At 69.2% G+C, this 22,381-nt stretch carries 20 protein-coding genes; 11 read left to right on the plus strand and 9 right to left on the minus strand.

Going from position 1 to position 22,381, the window contains the following annotated elements:
* Both AB4Y74_RS00005 and AB4Y74_RS00010 read left to right on the plus strand, forming a co-directional pair.
* A partial coding sequence (locus AB4Y74_RS00005) for a hypothetical protein (protein ID WP_441797063.1) occupies positions 1-1,332 on the plus strand: 1,332 nt, incomplete at its 5' end.
* Positions 1,307-2,326 (plus strand): HAD-IIA family hydrolase, encoded by a 1,020-nt coding sequence (locus AB4Y74_RS00010; RefSeq protein WP_441797064.1) that lies wholly within the window; start codon positions 1,307-1,309, stop codon positions 2,324-2,326. The genes AB4Y74_RS00005 and AB4Y74_RS00010, both read left to right, overlap by 26 nt.
* Positions 2,327-2,344: 18 nt before the next feature.
* Here the strand turns inward: AB4Y74_RS00010 and AB4Y74_RS00015 are convergent, their stop codons facing one another.
* Positions 2,345-3,337 carry an o-succinylbenzoate synthase gene (locus AB4Y74_RS00015; RefSeq protein ID WP_441797065.1) on the minus strand — a complete coding sequence of 331 codons (993 nt, stop codon included), beginning with the start codon at positions 3,335-3,337 and terminating at the stop codon, positions 2,345-2,347.
* A 56-nt stretch (positions 3,338-3,393) separates the two neighbouring features.
* Here AB4Y74_RS00015 and AB4Y74_RS00020 point away from each other — a divergent pair, with 56 nt between their 5' ends.
* From AB4Y74_RS00020 to AB4Y74_RS00030, 3 genes are read left to right on the plus strand one after another with little or no spacing between them, the layout of a single operon-like run.
* The gene (locus tag AB4Y74_RS00020) at positions 3,394-4,305 is read left to right on the plus strand and encodes a 1,4-dihydroxy-2-naphthoyl-CoA synthase (RefSeq protein WP_441797066.1); all 912 of its coding nucleotides are present in this window, start codon (positions 3,394-3,396) and stop codon (positions 4,303-4,305) included.
* A gap of 10 nt (positions 4,306-4,315) precedes the next feature.
* Complete coding sequence (locus AB4Y74_RS00025) at positions 4,316-5,479, plus strand: AMP-binding protein (RefSeq protein ID WP_441797067.1); 1,164 nt, start codon at positions 4,316-4,318, stop codon at positions 5,477-5,479.
* 26 nt (positions 5,480-5,505) lie between these two features.
* Complete coding sequence (locus AB4Y74_RS00030; protein WP_441797068.1) at positions 5,506-6,489, plus strand: 1,4-dihydroxy-2-naphthoate polyprenyltransferase; 984 nt, start codon at positions 5,506-5,508, stop codon at positions 6,487-6,489.
* Here AB4Y74_RS00030 and AB4Y74_RS00035 read toward each other — a convergent pair.
* Positions 6,477-6,764 (minus strand): DUF4229 domain-containing protein, encoded by a 288-nt coding sequence (locus AB4Y74_RS00035; protein ID WP_441797069.1) that lies wholly within the window; start codon positions 6,762-6,764, stop codon positions 6,477-6,479. The genes AB4Y74_RS00030 and AB4Y74_RS00035 overlap by 13 nt on opposite strands.
* A gap of 42 nt (positions 6,765-6,806) precedes the next feature.
* On the opposite strand from AB4Y74_RS00035, the gene AB4Y74_RS00040 reads away from it, so the two are divergent.
* From AB4Y74_RS00040 to AB4Y74_RS00050, 3 genes are all read left to right on the plus strand, one after another.
* Positions 6,807-7,163: a PLD nuclease N-terminal domain-containing protein gene (locus AB4Y74_RS00040; protein WP_441797070.1), complete on the plus strand. Its 357-nt coding sequence runs from the start codon at positions 6,807-6,809 to the stop codon at positions 7,161-7,163.
* Positions 7,156-8,955: a 2-succinyl-5-enolpyruvyl-6-hydroxy-3-cyclohexene-1-carboxylic-acid synthase gene (gene menD, locus AB4Y74_RS00045; protein ID WP_441797071.1), complete on the plus strand. Its 1,800-nt coding sequence runs from the start codon at positions 7,156-7,158 to the stop codon at positions 8,953-8,955. Before AB4Y74_RS00040 ends, menD begins: the two co-directional genes overlap by 8 nt.
* A 365-nt stretch (positions 8,956-9,320) precedes the next feature.
* Positions 9,321-9,851 (plus strand): acyl-CoA thioesterase, encoded by a 531-nt coding sequence (locus AB4Y74_RS00050; protein ID WP_441797072.1) that lies wholly within the window; start codon positions 9,321-9,323, stop codon positions 9,849-9,851.
* A gap of 16 nt (positions 9,852-9,867) precedes the next feature.
* On the opposite strand, the gene AB4Y74_RS00055 is transcribed toward AB4Y74_RS00050, so the two are convergent.
* Entirely contained in the window at positions 9,868-11,238 is a 1,371-nt protein-coding gene (locus tag AB4Y74_RS00055) for an FAD-binding oxidoreductase (RefSeq protein ID WP_441797073.1), read from the minus strand.
* 84 nt (positions 11,239-11,322) lie between these two features.
* Here AB4Y74_RS00055 and AB4Y74_RS00060 point away from each other — a divergent pair, with 84 nt between their 5' ends.
* Positions 11,323-12,288 carry a DNA-3-methyladenine glycosylase family protein gene (locus AB4Y74_RS00060; RefSeq protein WP_441797074.1) on the plus strand — a complete coding sequence of 322 codons (966 nt, stop codon included), beginning with the start codon at positions 11,323-11,325 and terminating at the stop codon, positions 12,286-12,288.
* Between the two features lie 6 nt (positions 12,289-12,294).
* Here AB4Y74_RS00060 and AB4Y74_RS00065 read toward each other — a convergent pair whose 3' ends face one another.
* Positions 12,295-12,846, minus strand: a complete 552-nt coding sequence (locus tag AB4Y74_RS00065) for an SRPBCC domain-containing protein (RefSeq protein WP_441797075.1) — start codon at positions 12,844-12,846, stop codon at positions 12,295-12,297.
* A gap of 84 nt (positions 12,847-12,930) precedes the next feature.
* On the minus strand, positions 12,931-14,520 hold the full coding sequence (locus AB4Y74_RS00070) for a phytoene desaturase family protein (protein WP_441797076.1): 1,590 nt from the start codon (positions 14,518-14,520) through the stop codon (positions 12,931-12,933).
* 83 nt (positions 14,521-14,603) lie between these two features.
* Between AB4Y74_RS00070 and AB4Y74_RS00075 the strand changes: the two genes are divergently transcribed.
* Together AB4Y74_RS00075 and AB4Y74_RS00080 are read left to right on the plus strand one after the other, a co-directional pair.
* Positions 14,604-18,269, plus strand: a complete 3,666-nt coding sequence (locus tag AB4Y74_RS00075; RefSeq protein WP_441797077.1) for a proline dehydrogenase family protein — start codon at positions 14,604-14,606, stop codon at positions 18,267-18,269.
* A 19-nt stretch (positions 18,270-18,288) separates the two neighbouring features.
* Positions 18,289-19,122: an aldo/keto reductase gene (locus AB4Y74_RS00080; RefSeq protein ID WP_441797078.1), complete on the plus strand. Its 834-nt coding sequence runs from the start codon at positions 18,289-18,291 to the stop codon at positions 19,120-19,122.
* 19 nt (positions 19,123-19,141) lie between these two features.
* Here the strand turns inward: AB4Y74_RS00080 and AB4Y74_RS00085 are convergent, their stop codons facing one another.
* From AB4Y74_RS00085 to AB4Y74_RS00100, 4 genes are all read right to left on the minus strand, one after another.
* Complete coding sequence (locus tag AB4Y74_RS00085; protein WP_441797079.1) at positions 19,142-20,566, minus strand: sensor histidine kinase; 1,425 nt, start codon at positions 20,564-20,566, stop codon at positions 19,142-19,144.
* A complete protein-coding gene (locus tag AB4Y74_RS00090) occupies positions 20,563-21,297 on the minus strand; it encodes a response regulator transcription factor (RefSeq protein ID WP_441797080.1) in 735 nt (244 codons plus the stop codon). Before AB4Y74_RS00090 ends, AB4Y74_RS00085 begins: the two co-directional genes overlap by 4 nt.
* Positions 21,298-21,384: 87 nt before the next feature.
* Positions 21,385-21,810: an SRPBCC family protein gene (locus AB4Y74_RS00095; RefSeq protein WP_441797081.1), complete on the minus strand. Its 426-nt coding sequence runs from the start codon at positions 21,808-21,810 to the stop codon at positions 21,385-21,387.
* A gap of 51 nt (positions 21,811-21,861) precedes the next feature.
* A complete protein-coding gene (locus tag AB4Y74_RS00100) occupies positions 21,862-22,299 on the minus strand; it encodes an Lrp/AsnC family transcriptional regulator (RefSeq protein WP_089915549.1) in 438 nt (145 codons plus the stop codon).
* Between the last annotated feature and the right edge of the window lie 82 nt (positions 22,300-22,381).

Below are 22,381 nucleotides of genomic sequence, written 5' to 3' on the forward strand. Positions count from 1 at the left end.
GACGGGCGTCCGGGGGACCGCTCGACGGGCGGCTACCGAGGCGGGGATCGTGACGGATCCCGCGGTCGGAGTTCCGGCGAGCGATCCCAGGGTGGCTACCGCGGCGGAGAACGCAACAATGCGGGTTCGGGTTACTCGACAGGTCGGTCGCAGGGCGGATACCGCGGCGGCGACCGCAACGACTCACGCGACGGTCGCACGGGCGACCGCCAGCAGGGCGGATACCGTGGCGGCGACCGCCAGAATTCGCGCGACGGACGCCCGGGCGAGCGCTCGCAGGGCGGATACCGTGGCGCCGAGTCGCGCGGCCAGGCCGACGGCCCACGCAGGAATGGTGCGCAACGTCCCGGGCATGACGACAAGCTCTGGACCCGGGAAGGGCGGCCCGCCCGCGGCGACCGGGATGCCCGCGACGAGGGTCGCCGGTACGACGAAGACGCGGAGAGGTCCCGCGAACTGCAGTCCATCCGTCCGCGGCACGACGACCCCATCATCCCGGACGAGATCCAGGCACGAGATCTGCCCGGCGAGGCGCGCGTCGAGCTGAAGACGCTGAGCAAAGACAACGCTGATTGGGTGGCGAAGCACCTCGTCATGGCCGGTCGACTGATCGAGTCGGACCCGGAGCTCGCGCACCAGCATGCTGTGTCGGCGTCACGTCGCGCCGGTCGTGTTGCCGTGGTTCGCGAAACGCTTGCGATCACCGCCTACGCGATCGGCGACTTCGCGCTGGCTCTGCGGGAGTTGCGCACGTACCGGCGGATCTCGGGCTCCAACGACCAGCTTCCCCTCATGGTGGACAGCGAACGCGGCGTCGGGCGGCCCGATCGGGCACTCGAACTCGGCCGTTCCGTCGACCGAGGATCGCTGCCCGTCGACGTCCAGGTGTCCCTGGCCATCGCCATGTCAGGGGCGCGACTCGACCTGAATCAGCCCGAGGCGGCGCTCGCCGAGCTGGAGATCCCGCAGTTGGATCCGGACCGGGCGTTCAGCTACAGCGCGGACCTCTTCCATGCCTATGCCGAGGTCCTCGAGGAGCTCGGACGCGACGACCAGGCGACGCAGTGGCGTGACCGTGCGGCGCGAGCTGAGGCGGCATTCGACCAGGACCTCGCCGACGACGAACTCGAGACGATGGACATCATCGAAGAGGACCTTCCCGCCCAGAGCGATCACGAGCCGGAAGCCGAGCTCGAGCAGGAAGCGGAGCTCGAGCCGGAAGCGCCGGAGACCGAGCCCGAAGCGGAGCTCGAGCCGGAGACCGAGAGCGACCCCGAGCCCCACGACGGAGAGGACAAGCCGGACGATGGCGCTGTTTCGACGGAGCAGTAACGAACCGGCGCCCCTCGACGGCGTCGATCTCGTGCTCGCCGATCTCGACGGCGTCGTCTACAAGGGCCCGGACGCGATCCCTCACGCGGTCGACAGCTTGAACGCCGTGGCTGAAACCACACGGGTCGGTTACATCACGAACAATGCGTCCCGGACGGACGCGACCGTCGCCGAGCACCTGAACGATCTCGGTCTGCACGTGCAGCCGTCGGATGTCGTGACGTCGCCCCAGGCAGCGGTCCGCCTGCTGGCCCAGCACGTTCCGGCCGGCGCGAACATCCTGGTGGTCGGCGGTGAGGGCCTTGTAGATGAGGTTCAGAAGGCAGGGTTCGCGGTAACGCGCTCGGCCGACGATGGCCCGGCGGCCGTGATCCAGGGCTTCTCTCCGGAGATCGGCTGGGCGGATCTGGCCGAGGCATCGTTCGCGCTGCAGGGTCGTACCGACAGTGAACGTCCCTGGATCGCGACGAATACGGACTGGACCATCCCGGTGGCCCGCGGTATCGCACCAGGCAACGGCACGCTGGTGTCGGCCGTGCACACCGCGGTGCGCCGACTTCCGCTCGTAGCGGGCAAGCCCGAGAGGGCGATCTTCGACGAGGCGGTGGCACGTTTCGGCGCGCAGAAGCCTCTCTTCATCGGCGATCGGCTGGACACCGACATCCTCGGTGCGAACCGCGCCGGCATCGACTCCGTGCTGGTGCTCACCGGTATCGACCGCGGCAAGCAACTGCTCGCGGCGGGCGCGGACTCGCGGCCCACGTACATCCTTCGCGACCTTCGAGGCCTCGACGAGCCCTACCCGGAGGTGCGCACGGCACGAAACGGCGCCGTCAGCGTCCGGGAAGCGACCGTGGCGATCGAGGGGAACGACGTGCGGATCGTGGCCGAGGGAGCTGACCCGGTCGACCTGCTGCGCGCCGCATGCGCCGCCATCTGGAACTCGGGACGCGCGATCTACGGGCTCGAAGTGCCCGAACGTCTCTACAGCTGAGACAGCACGGAGCCGGCGTCAGAGCGCGACGGAGTGCTCGACGATGCGATGGCACCGCCTGACCCGATCGAGCCACCACTCGGTGCGATCGGCGTCGGCCCGGAGCGCGTCCACTCGGTTCGTCGACACGGTCGGACGAACGACCGGGATGCTGCCGTTCTCGGGTCGGAGGGGCTCCTCGGTCACATCGTTCACGAACATGGCCGCCGTTCCGAGCCCGCAGTCGAACTCCAGCTCAGGGAGAGCCGCAGCCAGGTACGCTCCCATCGCGATTCCGACCGAGGTGTCGATGGCGCTCGAGACGACCGCCGGAAGACCCGATTCGGCCACGATCCGCTGGGCGGCGTGCACACCGCCCAGCGGTTGCGCCTTCACCACGAGCAGATCGGCGGCCCCGGCTTTTGCGACGGCCAGGGGGTCGGATGCCTTGCGAACGCTCTCGTCCGCGGCGATGGGGATGCCCATGTAGTGGATGCGGCGCCGCAACTCGACCAACTCATCCACGGTGGCACACGGCTGTTCGACGTACTCGAGGTCGAAAGGTGCGAGCGCGTGGATGGCGTGCTCGGCCTCATCTACGTTCCACAGCGCATTGGCGTCGACACGCACGCGCCCCTCGGGCCCGAGCGCTTCGCGCACTGCCCTGACGCGGGCGACATCGTCCGCGAGGGTCTGGCCTGGCTCGGCCACCTTGACCTTCGCGGTCCGCGCGCCGGGATACCGCGCCAGGACCGCGTCCACGTCGCGAGCGGGGACGGCCGGCATCGTGGCGTTGACGGGGATGCGGTCGCGATGAGAGGTCGGAGTGGTGCGCCAGCCGAAATCGATGGCGGCGCGCAGCCAGGATGCTGCTTCGGCATCGTCGTATTCGACGAAGGGGGAGAACTCCGTCCAGCCTTCCGGGCCTTCGAACAGGACCGCTTCGCGGATCGTGATGCCGCGGAACCGCGTCGTCATGGGAAGGGACACGACCCGCGCAGTTGCTAACAGATCGGCGAGTTCCGGCACCATTTCCACAGTCTTGCACGTCCAGGCCCCGGCGGAACCGCGAACCGTAGGCTGGACTCATGCAAGCGGACGTCTCAGATCTCTTCGACCCCCACGCGTGGCGTGAGGTTCCCGGCTTCGATGCGCTGACCGACATCACGTATCACCACGACGTCAGCGGGCGCATCGCGCGGGTGGCCTTCCATCGGCCGGAGGTGCGAAACGCCTTCCGCCCGCATACGGTCGACGAGCTGTATGCGGCTTTGGAACACGCGCGCACGAACCCGCGGATCGGCGTCGTGCTGCTGACCGGCAATGGGCCGAGCCCGAAGGACGGCGGGTGGGCCTTCTGCTCCGGAGGTGACCAGCGCATCCGCGGCCGTGACGGTTACAAGTACGCGGACGGCGAGACGGCAACGGGCATCGACGCTGCGCGCGGGGGCCGGCTGCACATCCTCGAAGTGCAGCGGCTGATCCGTTTCATGCCGAAAGTGGTCATCGCCGTGGTTCCGGGATGGGCGGCGGGCGGAGGACACTCCCTGCACGTCGTCTGCGATCTGACCATCGCGAGCGAGGAGCATGGCCGATTCAAGCAGACGGATGCGGATGTCGGCTCATTCGATGCGGGTTACGGATCGGCGTACTTCGCTCGTCAGGTCGGGCAGAAGGTCGGCCGGGAGGTGTTCTTCCTGGCGCGCGAGTACTCAGCGCAGCGGGCGTACGAGATGGGGGCGATCAACGCGGTGGTGCCGCACGCCCAGCTGGAGACCGTCGCGCTCGAGTGGGCGAACGAGATCCTGACCAAGTCACCGACGGCGATCCGGATGCTGAAATTCGCCTTCAATGCGGTCGACGACGGGCTCGTCGGCCAGCAAGTGTTCGCGGGGGAGGCGACGCGCCTGGCCTACGGCACGGACGAGGCAGTGGAGGGGCGCGACGCCTTCCTGCAGAAGCGCGAACCGGACTGGTCGCCGTTCCCGTGGCAGTACTGAGGAGCGGAGCATGACTCGCGCGTTGCGGGTGGTGGGCGCCGAGAGGCCCGAGGCGGTCTTCGCTGCCCTGCGCGAGGCATTGACGGGAACGGGCGGGGCCGTTGTGCCCCGGGCAACCCCCAGCGGGCGGACGGATGAGCCCTGGCCGGGAACAGCGGAGAGCGTTCCGCAGAACGTCGCCCTGGTCATCGAGACATCCGGTTCGACAGGTGTGCCCAAGCGCGTCGCGCTCTCCGCCGATGCACTCCTGGCGAGCGCCGCCGCGTCCGCGGGAGCGCTGGGAGGACAAGGGCAGTGGTTGCTCGCGCTTCCTGCCCACTATGTCGCGGGAGCGCAGGTGCTCGTGCGCTCGCTAGCCGCCGGGACGGAACCTGTTTTCTATGGGAGCGGCCACTTCGACGCGGAGCGATTCGCCGCGAGTGCAGGCGCTCTGAGCGACGATCTGCGCTATACGTCGCTGGTTCCGGTTCAGCTTGCGCGCCTCGTCGAGGCCGCCGAGAACGGTTCCCGGTCCGTCGCGGCCGTGTTGCGCCGCTTTGACGGCATCCTCGTCGGTGGTCAGGCACTCAACCCCGAGCTCCGGGGGCGCGCCGAGCAACTCGGGGCGCGGATCGTCAGCACGTACGGATCCAGTGAGACAGCCGGCGGCTGCGTGTATGACGGAGTGCCGATCGGGACGACCGTCGTGCGCGAATCGGCGGGGCAGCTCGAGATCTCAGGGTCCGTGCTCGCAGAGGGCTATCTGGGCGACCCGGAACGGACCGCGGCCGCCTTCAGAGACGATGATGGCGTGCGCTGGTACCGCACCGGTGACCTGGGGGAGGTCTCGACGGACGGGCGTGTGACCGTATACGGCCGATCGGACAACGTGATCATCTCCGGCGGAGAGAAGGTCCTTCTCGATGCGGTCGAACGACTCGTGCAGGCAGTCCCGGGATTCGGCCATGCCGTCGTCGTCGGCGTTCAGGATCCGGAGTGGGGGCACGTGCCCGTTGTCGTCACCGACGGCGGGGCCGCCGCGTCACTGCGGCAGCTTAGAGAGCTGGTGGCGGAGCGGCTCGGGCGTGCTGCCGCCCCCGCCCGGATCGTCGAAGTCGACCAGCTGCCGCGGCTGGCGAGCGGCAAGCCCGACCGTGTGGCGGTCGCGGAAGTGGCCAGAAGGCAGGGGGCATAGCCGATGTTGTTACGATTCGCTCTGTGATGAGTGAGAACAAGCCACGGATGCAGCGGACGGCTCCGCCGATGGCGCGGGGTCCGCGCGGAGGCCGAAGCGGTCGGCCCGGTGCTGCCGCCGCAGCCGTAAAGCCGGCCACGACGGCGGACTGGATCGCCGGAGCACGGCTACGCACCCTCCCGCTCGCGGTCGCGCCCGTCCTCATCGGCGTCGGCGCGGCCAAGGTCGCGGAAGGGCCCGCCATCTGGCACCCGATCCGTTCGCTGTTGTGCCTCGCTGTGGCGGTGCTGCTCCAGATCGCCGTCAACTACGCCAACGACTACTCGGACGGCGTGCGCGGGACGGACCAGTACCGCGTCGGCCCCGGGCGACTCACCGGCTCAGGCAAGGCCGCCCCGCGCGCCGTCCTGACGGTGGCACTGGCCTTCTTCGCGCTGGCAGCGGTAGCGGGACTCATCCTGGTGATCCTGACGCAGCACTGGTGGGTGCTGCTCATCGGGGCGGCCGCGATCGCCGCGGCCTGGTTCTACACCGGCGGCAAGCGACCCTACGGTTACTACGGTTTGGGTGAGCTCTTCGTCTTCGTGTTCTTCGGGCTGGTCGCGACGGCCGGCACCACGTACATGCTCGCTGGAACGGTCAACCAGGAGTCCTGGTACGGCGCGGTCATCGCCGGTCTCATCGCGTGCGCGGTTCTGATGGTGAACAACATCCGCGACATCGAGCCCGACCGGCAGGCCCGGAAGCGCACGCTCGCCGTGCTCCTCGGGCGGGTGGCATCCCGCATCGTCTTCTGCGTGCTGCTCCTGGTGCCGTTCGGAATCCTCGCGGTGCTAGCCGTCTTCTACCCGCTGGCCTGGTTCGGGATGTTCGCCCTGCTCGCAGCCCTACCCGCGTGCGTCATCACACTGTTCGGGCGCTCGCCGCGGGAACTGGTGACGGCGCTGCAGCTGACCAGCCTGACCGGACTCCTCGTCGGAATCGCGCTCGGCGCGGCCTACGCGTTCTGATCGCCGCGATCCCGCGCGCCGTCGACCGCGGCGTCCTCGGCGTCGTCGTCCTCGGTGCGCGCAGGCTTGTCGCGATGCCGCACGGCGTAGAGATCTGACGAGACCGCATTCCGTGGCCGGCTCAAGAAGATGTATGAGAGGCACAGGCCGATGAGGGCAGCTGCGATGACCGCGAGCCACCACACCACCCCGACGAGAAGCAGGACCACCAGCGGCACCGCGAACACCAGCAGGCGCAGCACGGTATAGGTAATCCAGGAGGGAATCCGCTTCACCCTCCCAGCTTAGAGACCGTCTCTGAGAGTTACGATTGACCCATGGTCCGCCTCTGGATAGCCCTCGGCGTCGCAGCCTTGGTGTTCTACATCTATTCGGTGGCAGACTGCGCCCTGTTCGACCGGTCGCGCGTGCGTGGCCTCCCGAAGCCCGTGTGGCTGCTCATCATCATCCTGTTCCCCGTAATCGGTGGAATCCTCTGGTTCTTGATCGGCCGGGGTCGCCGGAACGCGGCCCTGGGCCGGCGGATCACGGCACCGGACGACGATCCCGAATTCCTCGGCAAGCTCCGGCTCGACCACGACCAGGAGGAGCGGATCCGGCAGCTCGAGAAGGAGTTGTCCGAGCTCGACGACAACGGTCCGGACAACGACCAGACCGGCCGCCGGGATGGGTGAGCGCCCGCACTCGGGCGACTCCTCCGAGACGGGCACAGTTGCGTCCGCGGACGACCTCCGAACCGGTAACCCGGCGACAGACTTTTCGATAGCGCTCCTGAGCGCCTTCGTCCGGAATGGCGTGAGCGACCTCGTTGTCAGCCCGGGCTCGCGGTCCCAGGCGCTCGCGCTCGTCGCGGCCGAACTGGAACGTTCGCGGTCGGCCCGGGTGCACGTGCGCATTGACGAGCGCTCGGGCGGATTTCTTGCGCTCGGGCTGGCGCGCGAGACCGGTGCTCCCGCGGTCGTCATCACAACGAGCGGCACCGCGACCGCCAATCTGCACCCGGCCGTTCTCGAGGCGCACGAGGCCGGGATCCCTCTCATCGTGGTGACCGGCGACCGTCCGGAGGAGCTCCGTGGCATCCGGTCGAACCAGACGACGCACCAGGACGGCCTGTACGCCGCGGCGGTCCGCTGGTCGGTCGACGTCGGGGCCCCCGCCGGCGCTGACGATGAAGCCGACCAGGCGAGCGCGCTCGCTGAGGCGGCTGTCCGCGCCGCTGTCGGAGCGGACACGGCAGACCCGGGGCCCGTCCATCTCAATGTCGCGTTCCGCGAGCCGCTCTCGGTCGCGGTCCCTCCGCTCCCCGAATCGCCCACCGGTCCGCTGCCCGACACCGCGAGGCCGATCGCCCTCGGCCGCGAAACCCTCGCCATCGGCGGCGGTCCGCGGACCGTCGTCGTCGCGGGCGCCGACGCCGGCCCGCGCGCCGAAGAGTTCGCCCGCGAAGCCGGCTTTCCGCTCCTGGCCGAGGTGTCGAGCGGTGCCCACTTCGGACCGAACCTGGTCGTCTCGTATCGTGAACTGCTCCGCGATGAGAGCTTCGGGGGCGCGGTCGAGCGGGCGATCGTCTTCGGTCACCCCACCCTCAGCCGGGAAGTGCCGGCGCTGCTCACCCGGAGCGACGTCGACGTGATCGTGGTCGCGCCGACCGGAGCCCAGGCGTACAACCCGGGCCACCGAGCGAGCGTCGCCGGCGGGGTGCTCGCCGACCCGTCGATCGACGTGCGCGCCCCCGAAGTGCGCGGCTGGGTCGGGCGGTGGGTATTCGCCAGTCGGCGGATCGCCGAGCAGGCGGCGCTTGACGCCGGTCCCTCCTCGGTGGCGCCGGATGTGGAGAAGGCGCGGTCCTTCGAACCGGCGGACGCGCTGGCCTTCGCCGCGGCCGAACTTGCGGCGATTCGCGCCCCCATCACGCGGTCGCTGTTGGCGGAGGCAGTCTGGCGGTACACCTGGCCCCACGACAGGCTCGTCCTCGGTGCGTCTCGTCTGATTCGGGATGTCGACCGCACCGTGCCGGGAAAGAAGATCACCGTTCATGCGAACCGTGGCCTCGCCGGAATCGACGGGACCATCGCCACCGCGACGGGCATTGCGCTCGCCAGCCAGCGGACGGCCGACGAGGCGGAGCTGCCGCGCGGTGTGACGCGCGTGCTTCTCGGCGATCTGGCTCTGCTCCACGACGTCGGTTCGCTGCTCCTCGGTGTGGGGGAGCCGCGCCCGCACCTGCAGGTGGTCGTCGGAAACGACGGCGGCGGAACGATCTTCGACGGGCTCGAAGTCGCAGGGACGGCGCCGGCGTCAGCCTTCGACCGTGTCCTGTACACGCCGCAGACTGTGGACTTCGCCGCGCTCGCGCAGGCCTACGGGTGGCACCATGCGGTCGCTCGCACCAAGGGAGAGCTCGACCAGGCGCTGTCCGCGCCCCCTGCCGGCGTGAGTCTTCTCGAAGTCCCCCTGTCTCGCTGATTCCGGCTTCGGCGACCAACAGAGGCGACTCGGACGGGTTCGTGAGCGCGTTCACGGCAGATGCCTTCCTCAGTGACTGGGGCGGGAGTTCCATGGGCGCGAAGGCGTGCGGCGCTGGGACAGCACGGACAACATCGGCGTCAACGCACATTTCGTTCTGGTCGAAGTCAGCGGCGGAGCCGATCCCGAGACCTACGTCGCTCCGGGACGGCCTGATCGCGAGCCTCCGCATCGGCTGAGGTCGAGTGGCCGACGTACAAGCGGCATCCACGCCGATCCGGCACGCGTTGGAGGAGTCGCACAACGATTGCGCCGATTGCTCAGTGGATCACTAACCTGACCGGGTGCACATGATCTTTCGAACGATGCTTCACGCGCTCATCTCGCGTTTCGGGGCGAGGCTCGGGCACTGGGATGTGGCACGCACGCGGTTCCGCGTCCTGCCGACCGACCTCGACATCCTCAAGCACGTGAACAACGGCGTGTACCTGTCAATCGCTGACATCGGGCGGTTCGACCTGCTGCAACGCAACGGGGTGTGGGCGATCTTCAAGCGACGGGGCTGGTACCCGGTGGTTGCCTCGGAGACCATCTCGTTCCGAAAGTCATTGGAGCTGTGGCAGCCGTTCGTCGTGGAGTCGCGCATTCTCGGCTTCGACGAGAAAGCGGTGTACGTCGAGCAGCGATTCACGGTCGATGGCGAGATCTACACGCAGGCGTTCATCCGGGGGCGGTTCCTGAAGCGCACGGGTGGTGTCGTGACCATCGACGAGCTGCTGGAGGCGGTCGGTCCGTCGCCGACGGATGTGACCATCCCCCAGTGGCTCATCGAGTGGGGCTCCGACGCCGCGCTGCCCTCCACGCGCGCCGAGGCGCCGAGCGTCTGGAGCGAGTGAGTCGGCGCTTCCCGCTTTAGGACGGCCCGAATGCGAAGACCCGGTCGGGATCCCAGTGGGTGCGTGCCACCTCCAGGCGCTTCTCGATCGCGGGAGGCCACACCCGCTCGAAGGCAGCCCGATCGGCGAGGTCACCCGCGAAGTTCACATTCGTGATCGCGGAGATCCGAACGCGCAGCGCGTCGGCGATCGCGCCCGCCCGCGCGGGCGCGGCCTCCGCGAAAGTCGACGGGTCGGCGGCAAGGAGGGTGAGCGTGTAACCGCTGTCGCGGCCGCCCACGGCCGTGCCGTCAGCGGTGTCGCGTGCCGTGGCGCCGCCGATCTGGCGGATCTCCACGGAGAGGAACGGCGCTCCAGAGCCGGGACCACCGAGTTCGAGGATGACATCGCCGGCGTCCTGGTCGAAGGTGTCGAGCATGAAGCCGCGGATCCAGGTCGGGCCGCCCTCTTCCGGGTCGTTGTTGATGCTGGCGACCGCGGTCGCGGGCATCTCGGCCACGAAGTCCAAGTAGACCGGAGCGGCGGCGCGGATGGGCTCGAACAGCCGCTCACCCTCGGCCGTCTCGCCGGGGTAGGCGAAGCGAACGCTCAACACGGTGCGTCCGCGCAGCGGCGGGGGCGGCCCGTCGATGTCCGGAACCGTCAGGATCGCGACCGAGGTGGTCGCCTCGTCCGGCAGTTCGGCCGACCAGTCGATCCACGCGCGGAGTGCCGGTTCGATCGCGCCGCCCTCGAAGAACACGCTGCCGCCGTACAGGCTGCGCAGAGCGACCAGCTCGAGCGACATCTCGGTCACCACGGCAAGGCCGCCTTTGCCGCCCCGGAGCGCCCAGAAGAGGTCGCGGTTCGTGCCTTCGTCGGCCGTCACGATCCGACCATCCGCTGTGACGACGCGGAACCCGCGCACCCAGTCGGAGGTGAAACCGTACGTGCGGGCCATCGGGCCGATCCCTCCCCCGAGGGTGTACCCCACTGCGCCCACACTCGTGGACGAACCGGTGATCGGCGCGAGGCCGTGCTCCGCGGCGGCCACGATGACGGGGGCCCAGCGGACCCCGGCACCGATGCGGGCCATTCTCGTCTCCGGGTCGATGGACAGGCCGTCGAGGCCTTTCGTCGAGAGGATCATTCCGCCGATGATGGGCGCCTCCGCGCCGTGGCCGGTCGCCTGCACCCGAACGGGTAATCCGGCGGATCGGGCGAAGCTGACCGCTTCCACGACGTCGTCTTCGGAGGCGACGGCGACCACGATGTCCGGGTCGTGGCGGATGGCGGGGTTGAAGCAGGTGATCTCCGCGGCGAGCCCCTCGTCGCCTCGGAGGTAGACCTTTCCGGTGACGTGGTCGCGCAGGCGCGCGACAGTGGTCGAGTCGAGTTCGATTCCCATGGAGGAAATGTAGGGGAGCCCACCGACATGCGGGTAGCCCTCCGCCGAACATCCACCGTCAGGTGTGTGACGTAGCATTCGTGCATGACCGCCGTCCTTCCCGCTCCCCGCGCCTCCGGGGCGAGCGCGGCGCCCGACGCCGAGACGGTCTATCGCCCGGCTGGGCCGCTGGACTTCGCGGGCACGTTGGCACTGCTCGGTCGCGGACCGTACGACCCGACCACCGTGTGGGACCTGCGGGGGATGTGGCGCACGTGGCGCACGCCGGAGGGTGCGGCGGCCCTGCGCATCCAGCGCCCAGCGGCCGATGGCGCGGTTTCGGCGGCGGCGTGGGGCCCCGGCGCAGAGTGGGCGATCGCGGCTGTTCCGGATCTCCTCGGCCGAGGCGACGACTGGTCGGAGCTCGACGTCAGCGGCCACCGGCTGTTGCGCGACAGTCTCCACCGCAACCCCGGGCTCCGGCTCGCGCGCACCGGGCGGATGCTGGAAGCGCTCCTCCCCGCAATCATCGAGCAGCGGGTCACGAGCTTAGAGGCGTACCGCTCGTGGTCGCGACTCCTCCGCTGGTACGGCGAGGTCGCGCCAGGGCCGGCCCCGGACGGCATGCGGGTGACGCCGACCGTCGAGCAGTGGCGCGGCATCCCCTCATGGGACTGGCACCGCGCGGGCGTCGACCCACGGAGGGCGCGAGCAGTGCAGGCTGTACTCGCGGTCGCGCCGTCCCTCGAGCGCGCCGTCGAGAGCGCCCCGACCCTGGGCGCTGCTGAGGTGGCCTTGCAGACGATCCCGGGCGTGGGCGTGTGGACGGCGGCGGAGACGCTGCAACGCTCCCACGGTCATCCCGACCTGGTCAGCGTGGGCGACTACCACCTCGCCCATCAGGTGGGGGAGGCGCTCATCGGTCGCCGTGTCGACGACGAGGGGATGCTCGAACTGCTGGAGCCGTGGCGTGGTCAACGTCAGCGGGTGGTGCGCCTGATCTTCGCGAGCGGGTTCCGCTTCCAGCGTCGCGGCCCGCGGATGACCGTGCAGGACCATCGCTGGCACTGACCTCCGTCAGCCCGCGGCTCCGGATCGAGCTGCCGCCGCATCCGAGCGCAGGACGCGGTCGAGCTCGCGGCACAAGTCCCGATAGTGGTCCCGCATCGCCGGACCGTAGCTGCTCCAATCGGGCTCGGGCTTGTGATCGTGAGCCGCGACGAGCCGGTCGAGGTAGTAATCCCAGCGCGGGCCCGCGTCGGCCTCTTCGACCAGCGATCGCAGTCTCCGGCCGACCGTGACGGTCGTGAGGCCGGTCGCTTCGGTGAGGTGCGCGAACATCCGGTGCGATTGCCCGGACTCCCGTACATCGGCGTGCAGCCGATGCGGCGCCGCGCACTCCAGCACGGTGACGTCTTCCCACTCGCCTTCCGTGCCGTCGGCCGTGAGCCGGAGTTTCACAGCGCCGGTCGTCCCGGATCCCGTGTACTCCCCGAGCCATTCGGCCAGCCGGGGTGAACGGCTGAAGTACGTCCATACCTGCTCGATGGGAGCTTTGAACATCCGGTCGAGGACGAGGTAGACCCCGTCGTCCTTGCGGACCAGTCGTCCTGTCGGCTGCGGCATCATGGTGACCTCCGTCGGCTCAGCCTCTGGTGATCCACACCTTAGTCACGCTGCCGCGTAATCGGCAGGGGTTCGATTCGAGAGCTCTCAGCCTTCGAGCACGGCCATGGCGGCGTTGTGACCTCCGAGCCCGCTGACCGCGCCGCCGCGCCGCGCTCCGGAACCGCACAGCAGGATGCGCGGATGGCGTGTGGCGACACCCCATCGCTCTGCCGGGGTGTCGAGTGCGTCGCCGTCTTCCGCGAACGGCCAGGACAGCGGGCCGTGGAAGATGTTGCCCCCGGGCATGTTCAGCGCCTGCTCGAGGTCACGGGTCGTCTTGGTCTCGATGCACGGGCGACCGTCGGCATCGGTCAGGAGAAGACTCTCGACCGGTTCGGCCAGAACCGAGTTGAGGGAGGCGAGCACCGCATCCTGAAGTCGCTGCCGTGTGGCGTCGTTGTTCTCGTCTGTGAGCCAGCGGTCCGGGGTGTGGAGGCCGAAGACGGTGATGGTCTGCGCTCCCGACTCCGCCAGCTCCGGGTCGAGGATGCTCGGATCGGCCAGGGTGTGGCAGTAGATCTCGCACGGCAGCAGTTCGGGCATGACGCCGCGGGTCATGCCCGAGTACGCCTCCTCGAGCTGGCTGTAGGTCTCGTTGATGTGGAAGGTCCCACCGAACGCCGCTTTCGGGTCGATGGCCTCATCGCGAAGGCGCGGGAGACGCTCGAGCAGCAGGTTGACCTTGACCTGGGCGCCCTCCGCCTTCGCACGCGGAGGCTGCGGCGACTCGCCGAGGAGCTCGTCCAGAACGCCGGGCGCCACATTCACGAGCACTTTTTCGCCCTCGACACGGCGTTCATGGCCGTTGCGCACATACTCGACGGTTCCGTCCGGGTCGATCCGGGTGACCTCCGCGCCCGCGACGATGCGGGCGCCGGCCTCGCGCGCGACGCGGGTGAGCTCGCCGGTGACGGCGCCCATCCCTCCGACGGGAACGTCCCATTCGCCGGTGCCCTGCCCGATCACGTGGTACAGGAAGCAGCGGTTCTGGGCGAGGTCGGTATCGGACACGCTGGCGAAGGTGCCGATCAGCGCGTCCGTGGCGACGACACCGCGGACGAGGTCGCTCTGGACGCGGCACTCGATGAAGTCGCCGATCGGACGCTCGATGACCGCATCCCACAGCTCATCGTCGCCGACGAGCGCTTTCGCCTCGGATCGCGTGAGCAGCGGTTCGGTCACCGTCGGCCAGAGCGCTTGTGCCAGCTCGCCGGTGCTCCGGTACACCGAGTCGAAGCCTGCAGCGTCGTCGGCCGCCCCGATGCGGGCGAAGGATGCGGCGGTCGCCGCCTCGTCGGTGTTGTCGATCAGGAGGCCGGCACCGTCGGCGTCGCCGGGCACGGGCGTGTACGAGGAGTAGCGACGGCGCGCCAGTCGGATGTCGAGGCCGAGGTCTTCGATGATCCGCTGCGGCAGCAGGCTGACGAGGTACGAGTACCGGGACAGCCGTGCCTCGACGCCTCGGAACGCCTGGGCGCTGACCGCGGCCCCTCCGACCTCCTCCAGTCGTTCGAGCAGGATGACGGACTTGCCGGCGCGGGCAAGGTAGGCGGCTGCGGTCAGCCCGTTGTGTCCGCCTCCGACGATGACGATGTCGTGCGTCGCGGCAGGGGCCGAGGTGGAGCGGTCGTTCATGGATCGACTCTACCGGCGACGAGTTATCCACATCTTCAGGTCGCTTCCGGGGCCGCCCAGCGCCGGGTAATAGTGTCGTCAGCATGGTCGATGGAACAGATGGCATCCCGGCGCGTCCGGCGACGATCGCTCACGAGGCGGTCGAGCTGGTGCAGCGCTGGCTCGCCGAGAGCGCACGGCGCGATGACGGCACGACAGCCCGCCGGGATCCCGCCGCAGAACGGCTGGCCGGCGTGCTCAGCGACGCTGACGGGCTCGACTTCGCGGTCGGGTTCGTCGACGGGGTGGCGCGGCCGCAAGACCTGTTCGTCGCCGGGTACAACCTGCAGCGGGTGGCCCGGCGCATCCCGCGCTTCCTGCCCTGGTACCAGCGGCTGGCGATCTGGCTCGGCGGTGTGTTCGGTCCGGTGCTGCCCTGGGTGGTGGTTCCGATCGCCCGGGGGGTGCTGCGACGAATGGTCGGCCATCTGGTCGTGGATGCGACGCCCGAGCGGCTCGGGCCGGCCATCGAGAAGTTGCGGTCGTCCGAGGGTGATGCGGGTCCTGCTCCCCGGTTGAACCTCAACCTCCTGGGGGAGGCGGTTCTGGGCGAGAAGGAGGCCCAGCGGAGGTTCGAGGGCACGCGGACCCTGTTGGCGCGCGACGATGTCGACTACGTGTCGATCAAGGTGTCGTCCATCGCGTCCCAGCTGTCGATGTGGGCCTTCGACGAGACGGTCGAACGGGTGGTCGAACGACTCGCCCCGCTTTACGAGCTGGCCGCCGCGTCACCGACGCCGAAATTCATCAACCTCGACATGGAGGAGTACCGCGACCTCGACCTGACGATGGCGGTGTTCACCACCCTTCTGAGCAAGCCGCAGTTCCTCCGGCTCGAGGCGGGCATCGTCCTGCAGGCCTATCTGCCGGACGCGCTCGACGCGCTGCAGACTCTGACGGAGTGGGCGACCCAGCGGCGGAGCCAGGGCGGGGCGCCCGTCAAAGTGCGCGTCGTGAAGGGCGCCAACCTGGCGATGGAGCGTGTCGACGCGACGATCCACGACTGGCCGCTCGCTACATACGGCAGCAAGCAGTCGACGGACGCGAACTACAAGCGCGTCCTCGACTGGGCGCTCACGCCAGAACACGCGGACGCGGTCAAGATCGGCGTCGCCGGCCACAACCTGTTCGACGTCGCGTATGCGTGGCTGCTCGCCACGCAGCGGGGCGTGAGCGACCGCATCGATTTCGAGATGCTGCTCGGGATGGCGACGGAGCAAGCAGAGGTCGTCACCCGCACCGTCGGCCGGCTCGTGCTCTACACGCCGGTCGTCGACCCGCGCGAATTCGATGTCGCGATCTCGTACCTGATCCGCAGGCTGGAGGAGAACGCGAGCCCCGAGAATTTCATGTCGGCCGTGTTCGAGCTCGACTCCGACCCGGAACTGTTCGACCGCGAGAGGCGACGCTTCCTCGCATCCGTGGCCGAACTGGAAGCGGATACCGGCCCTCGGGGCGCGGCTCCCGTTCCCAACCGGCGACAGGACCGCACGCACGAATGGCAGGAGGCATCGGCTCCCTCGTTCACCCGGCCTCCCGCGCCGGAGGTCGCGGCGCCGGAGGAGCAGGGGCTGACGAGCGTCGTGCTGGGGCTCACCCGTGGATCGAGCGGGGTCGAGCTCACGTCGCCCGAGGCAGAGCCGGCTCCCACCGACGGTAGCGGGGCCAGCGGGGTGGACGGATTCCGCAACACTCCCGACACCGATCCTTCGCGCGCGGCGAATCGCGCGTGGGGGAGGCGCATCCTCTCGCGGGCGGCATCATCGACGCTCGGCCAGGACTCCATCGCGGCGGCCGTCGTCACGGAACGCGAGGAGCTCGATCGAATCATGCAGATGGTGGCGGAAGCGGGGACCGACTGGGGGCGACGTACCGGCCATGACCGCGCCACGGTGCTCGACCGCGCGGGGCATGCTCTCGAAGCCAACCGCGACCGGCTGATCGAGGTGATGGCGACGGAGACGGGCAAGACCATCGCCGAGGCCGATCCGGAGGTCAGCGAGGCCGTCGACTTCGCCCACTACTACGCCACACGCGCGCGCGAACTGGACGCCGTGCAGGGGGCGCGGTTCATTCCGTCGGCGTTGACCATCGTCGCCCCGCCGTGGAACTTCCCGGTGGCGATCCCCGCTGGGTCGGTGCTGGCGGCGCTCGCCGCCGGAAGCGGCGTCATCATCAAGCCGGCGCCGCAGGCACGCCGGGCCGCAGCGGTGATGGTGGAGGCGCTCTGGGAGGCCGGCATCCCGCGCGAACTCTTGGCGCTCCTCGACGTCGCCGAGAACGAACTCGGTCAGCAGCTCATCTCCGACCCGCGCGTCGACCGGGTCATCCTGACCGGATCGTACGAGACAGCACGGCTGTTCCGCTCGTGGCGTCCGGACCTCCCGCTCCTGGCGGAGACGAGCGGGAAGAACGCGATCATCGTCACTCCGAGCGCCGACTACGACCTCGCGGTGTCCGACATCGTCAAGAGCGCCTTCGGACACGCTGGCCAGAAGTGCTCCGCGGCGAGCCTGGTCATCCTGGTCGGCTCGGTGGCGAAATCCGAACGCTTCCGCAATCAGCTGATCGACGCGACGACCAGCATGAAGGTCGGCTATCCGGAAGACCCGACGACTCAGATGGGGCCGCTGATCGAGCCGGCATCGGGAAAGCTGCACCATGCCCTCACCACCCTCGGAGCAGAGGAGGAGTGGCTGGTCGAACCGAAACCGCTCGACAGATCGGGCCGGCTCTGGTCGCCGGGAATCCGCACGGGTGTGCAGCCGGGTTCCTACTTCCACCTCACCGAGTTCTTCGGTCCCGTGCTCGGAGTCATGACCGCGCGCAACCTCGACGAGGCCATCGGCTTGCAGAACGCCGTCGAGTACGGGCTCACTGCCGGCCTCCATTCCCTCGACTCCGAAGAGCTGGCGCACTGGCTCGAAACCGTCGAAGCAGGCAACCTCTACGTGAATCGCGGGATCACCGGCGCGATCGTGCGACGGCAGCCTTTTGGGGGTTGGAAGCGGTCCTCGGTCGGCGCCGGTTTCAAGGCAGGTGGCCCGAACTACCTCCTGGGTCTGGGAACCTGGGTGCCCGAGGCAGGGCACTCGAGCTCCAGCCTCCACCTGCGCGGGCTGGAGCCGCGGGTGTCCGACCTCATCGAGTCGGGTCAGGCATTCATGGACTACCCCTCTTTCGACCTCGTCCGCCGCTCCGCCCTCAGCGACGCGATCGCCGTGGCCAACGAGTACCACCGGGTGAAGGACGTCTCCGCGCTCGGCGTGGAACGCAACCTGTTCCGCTACCGTCCCGTCCCCGTTGCGATCCGCCTCTCCGAAGGAAGCTCCCTCCCCGAGCTGCTGCGCGTCATGGCGGCAGGGACGGTCGCGCGGTCGGTGTTCACGGTCAGCGCACCGGTCCCGCTGCCGAAGGGGACGCTCGCCCTGCTCCGCGAGCGCGAGATCGAGGTGGTCGTCGAATCAGACGCCCACTGGCTCTCGCGCGTGCATGCGCGGCGCATCACCGCGCACCGGATCCGACTGATCGGTGGTGACCCGGCGGCGCTTGCCGCCGCCCTCGGGGGAGCGCCGGACGTCGCCGTCTTCACCGGACCGGTGACCCCGTCGGGCCGGGTCGAGGTGCTCACCTTCCTGCGCGAGCAGGCGATCTCGATCACCAACCACCGCTTCGGTAACCCGACGACTCTGTCCGACGGCGTCATCTGACCACGCGTAGGGTGACAGCATGACGACCTCGATCCCCTCCCTTCCCCTCGGCGGTGGCGGCAGCATCCCGCAGATCGGCCTGGGCACCTGGCCTCTGGACGATGCCGAGGTCGAGCGGGCGGTGGTGGCCGCAGCAGCGATCGGCTACCGGCACGTCGACACCGCCGTGAAGTACGGAAACGAGCGCGGCGTCGGCCGCGGCGTCGCCGCGAGCGGTGTCCCGCGAGAGGAGTGGTTCGTCACCACCAAGCTCGACGGCACCTACCAGGGCGACGACCGCGCGGTGGCCGGCCTGGACGACAGCCTGGAGCGCCTCGGCCTCAAGTACGTCGACCTCCTGCTCATCCACTGGCCGCTGCCGCAGCGCGACCAGTTCGTCTCGACCTGGGAGACGTTCATCCGGCTGCGCGAGGCGGGCAAGGCTCGCGCGATCGGGGTCTCCAACTTCAAGCCAGCCCACATCGACCGACTGATCGCTGAAACCGGCGTCGTCCCGGTCGTCAACCAGATCCAGCTCAGCCCCGCCATCCCCCGGAAAGAACAGCGGGCGTACGACACCGAGCACGACATCGTCACCGAGTCGTGGAGTCCCATCGGTGGCAACGGCGACCTGCTCGCCGAACCGGTGCTGAGCCGCCTGGCCGACAAACACGGCCGCACGCCCGGCCAGATCGTCCTCCGCTGGCACGTGCAGAACGGGCTGGTCGCCATCCCGAAGTCACGCAACCCCGAGCGGATGGCCGAGAATCTCGCTGTATTCGACTTCGAGCTGGACGCCGACGACCTCGCCGCGATCGAGGAGCTCGACGAGGGACCGGACGCCGGCGTGGACTCCGACCACTCCGGGCACTGAGCGGAGCGCTGATCCGGCCTCAGTCACTTCGGATCGGCAGCGTCACCGTCACGGTCAGCCCGGACGGCTCCGTGTTCGCCAGCACCACGCGACCCCCCGCGGCCTCGGCCAACGCGCCGACGATGGCCAGCCCCAATCCGCCGCCGGACTGGCCGGTGCGGGAGTCATCCGCACGGGTGAACCGGTCGAGCGCCACCGGGATGAACTCCTCCGGCATCCCCGGACCCGAGTCCCGCACCGTGAGAACGACGACGTGCCCCTCGTCCGCATCCTCAGCCAGGACGAGTGACGCGGTCACCGTGGCGTCCGCGTGCGGCTGATCCGACGAACGGATCGCGGTGATCGCGTTGCCGAGGAGGTTGTCCAGGATCCGGCCGAAATCCGTCGGCGACAGCGCGACACGCGCCCCCGACGCCGGCCGGCGACGCGGGTCGTACTCGAAGTCGACCGAGATGCCCGACGACTCGTCGTCGCTGCTCACCAGCAGTCGAGCCCGGTCGATCGCATCGGTCAGCTCGTCGACGAGAGTGCGCCAGTCGATGCGTCCGCTCGACGGTCCGGCTTCGATCCGCGACAGCTCCAGCAGGTTGTTCGCCAGCTGGGCAAGGCGGATCGCCGTCGAATGAGAGGAGCGGACGTCATGGAGCAGCGCCTCCGGGTCGCCCGCATCCAACTCGGCCAGTTCGAGCTGCCCGCGGAGCACAGCCAGTGGGGTGCGCAGCTCGTGGCTCGCGTCCGACACCATCTGACGCTCGCGGTCGGCTGAAGCCCGCAGCCGGAGGATGAGGTCGTTGAGGGTGGTCGCCAGCTCCGACAGCTCGTCCTGCGCGGGGCCGACCGGGAGCAGTCCCACCTCGTCCGGGGTGGAGGCGGCGATGCGGTCCGCCTGCTCCCGCATCCTGCTCACCGGCCGCAGCGCGGTGCGCGTCAGCAGCCAGGACGCGCCGCCGAACGCGAAGATCAGGACGCCCGCGCCAACGAGGAGGGCCGCCGTCAGCCGGTCGAGGAGAAGCGCTGTCGTCTCGTCGTTCCGAGCCGCCACGACGTGCATGATGCCTGTGGACGTCGCGACACTCCGGCTGAGTACGAGGTAGTGCTCCTCGCCCGCCTGCACGTCGTGCGGCTGCCCGCCCTGGTCGATCAGCGTGCCGATCCTGTCCTCCAGCGCTTCGGGCATGGTGGATGCCAGGATGGTGCCGTCCTCGGACACGATGGCGAGCTCCTGGCCTCCGCCCGGGAGGTCGAACGGCCCGCCCGGCTTGGTCGGCAGCCCCTCGGCCGGAGCCGCGACATCATTGGTGAGTAAGGTCACCGTGGCGTTGTGGAGGATCGACGACACCCCGATACGGATGACCACGACGGCGACGAGTGCGAACAGGGCGGCGACGACCAGACTGCCGATCGTGATCCGCGCCGTGATCGACAGGCGCCGCAGCCGATTCACGCGGTCGGCGCGGCGTCGTGTGCGGAGTTCTCGGCGCCGGAGCGCTTGGTTTCGGCGGCGTTGCGGGCGTCGAGCCGGTAGCCGCGTCCGCGCTCGGTGACGATCGAGAGGCCCGCGCCGGCCGCATCCAGCTTCTTCCGCAGGTAGGAGACGTACTGGTCGATGACGTTCGTCCCGATGTTCTCGGTTGTGCCCCACACGGCCTCGAGGATGTCCGAGCGCGACAGGGTCTTGTCCGGATTGGTGGCGAACAGGCGCAACAGCGTGAATTCGCGGCGGCTGAGCGGCATCTCGTGACCGGCGACCAGTGCCTGGTGCTCGTGCGAGTCGATCGTGAGCCGGCCGACGGAGACCTGGGGACGCATCCCGGTCGGTTCCCGGCGCAGCAGCGCTCGCACGCGGGCGGCGAGCTCGGCGAAGGCGAACGGCTTGGTCAGGTAGTCATCGGCGCCTGAGTCGAGACCATGGACGCGGTCCTCGATGGCGTCGCGCGCCGTCAGCAGCAGGATGGGCATCGGGTTGGACGCCTCGCGGATGTGGCGGCACAGCTCGAAGCCGCTCATGCCCGGGAGCATGACGTCGATCGCCGCCGCGGAGAACGCGTTGTCGCGCAGGGCGATCATCGCGTCGACGCCGTTGGTGACGAGGGTGACGTCGTAACCCTCGGCCGCGAGACCCCGCTGCACGAGGCCCCCCATGTCCGGATCGTCTTCGACAACGAGCAGCTTCATGCGCCCATCGTGCCACTGTTGCCCGTGTCTGCGCTCGGATGGGGCAGCATGACGGCCCGCGTGTGCTGAACGTTCTCGCAGGGGCGTTCAGTCGCCCTCGACCACCGACTTGAGCGTCTGCAGGACCGTACCCCAGTTGTCGCCCATCCGCTGGGCCTCCGCATCGTCGGCGCAGCCGTCCTGCGTGATGGTGACGAGGGTCCCGTCTGCGTCGTCGGCGAGGAGGTACGACACCGTCTGGTAGCTGGCCGGCTCGTCCGGCTTGCCGCTCAGTGGGCTGTAATAGCTGGTCACGAGCCGTTCGCCAGCAACGACGTCGAGGATGACGCCCTTGTCCTCGTACGGCTGGCCCTCCCATTCGCCGTGGTAGACGACCGGGCTGTCCTTCTGCCAGTCCGTCTCCACCCGGCTGCCGAAGAGGAAGCGCTCGATGGTGGCAGGGTCGGTCAGCGCCTGCCAGAGGCGGTCGCGTGAGGCGTCGACGTGGATGTCGGCGCGTGCTGTCGTGGTCATGCCGCCAGTCTCATCCACCGAGGCACGCCGTGTCTTGAAGTTTCGCGACGGTCAGGCGTGCCCGCGGTTGATGAGGCGGGAGAGCACGATCGCGCTGCGGGTGTGGTCGACATTGGGAGCCAGTCGCACCTTCTCCAGGGCGGCCTCGAGGCTGGGGATGTCGCGTGAGCGGATGTGGACGATCGCATCCGCGCTGCCCGTCACCGTCCCGGCGTCCACGACCTCCGGAACGGCCGAGAGGATGCGCAGCAGCTCCTCCGGCGACACCGTGCCCCGGCAGAACAGCTCGACGTACGCTTCCGTGCTCATGCCGTCGATGGCCGGATCCACCTGGATCGTGAAGCCGCGGATGACCCCGTCGGCGACCAGGCGGTCGACGCGCCGCTTGACGGCCGATGCCGAGAGGCCCACGACGGAGCCGATGTCGCCGTAGCCGGCCCGCGCGTTTTGGCGCAGGAGGTCGAGGATGCTGCGATCGAGGTTGTCCACGGGCCGAGTTTATGGTGGATCGTTGCGTGGGCGTGAGAGAAGCGACCAAATCCTGCGCATTCGCGCAAGATCGCGGTAAGCG

The organism is Leifsonia sp. RAF41, from assembly GCF_052114085.1.
Classification (GTDB): domain Bacteria; phylum Actinomycetota; class Actinomycetes; order Actinomycetales; family Microbacteriaceae; genus Leifsonia.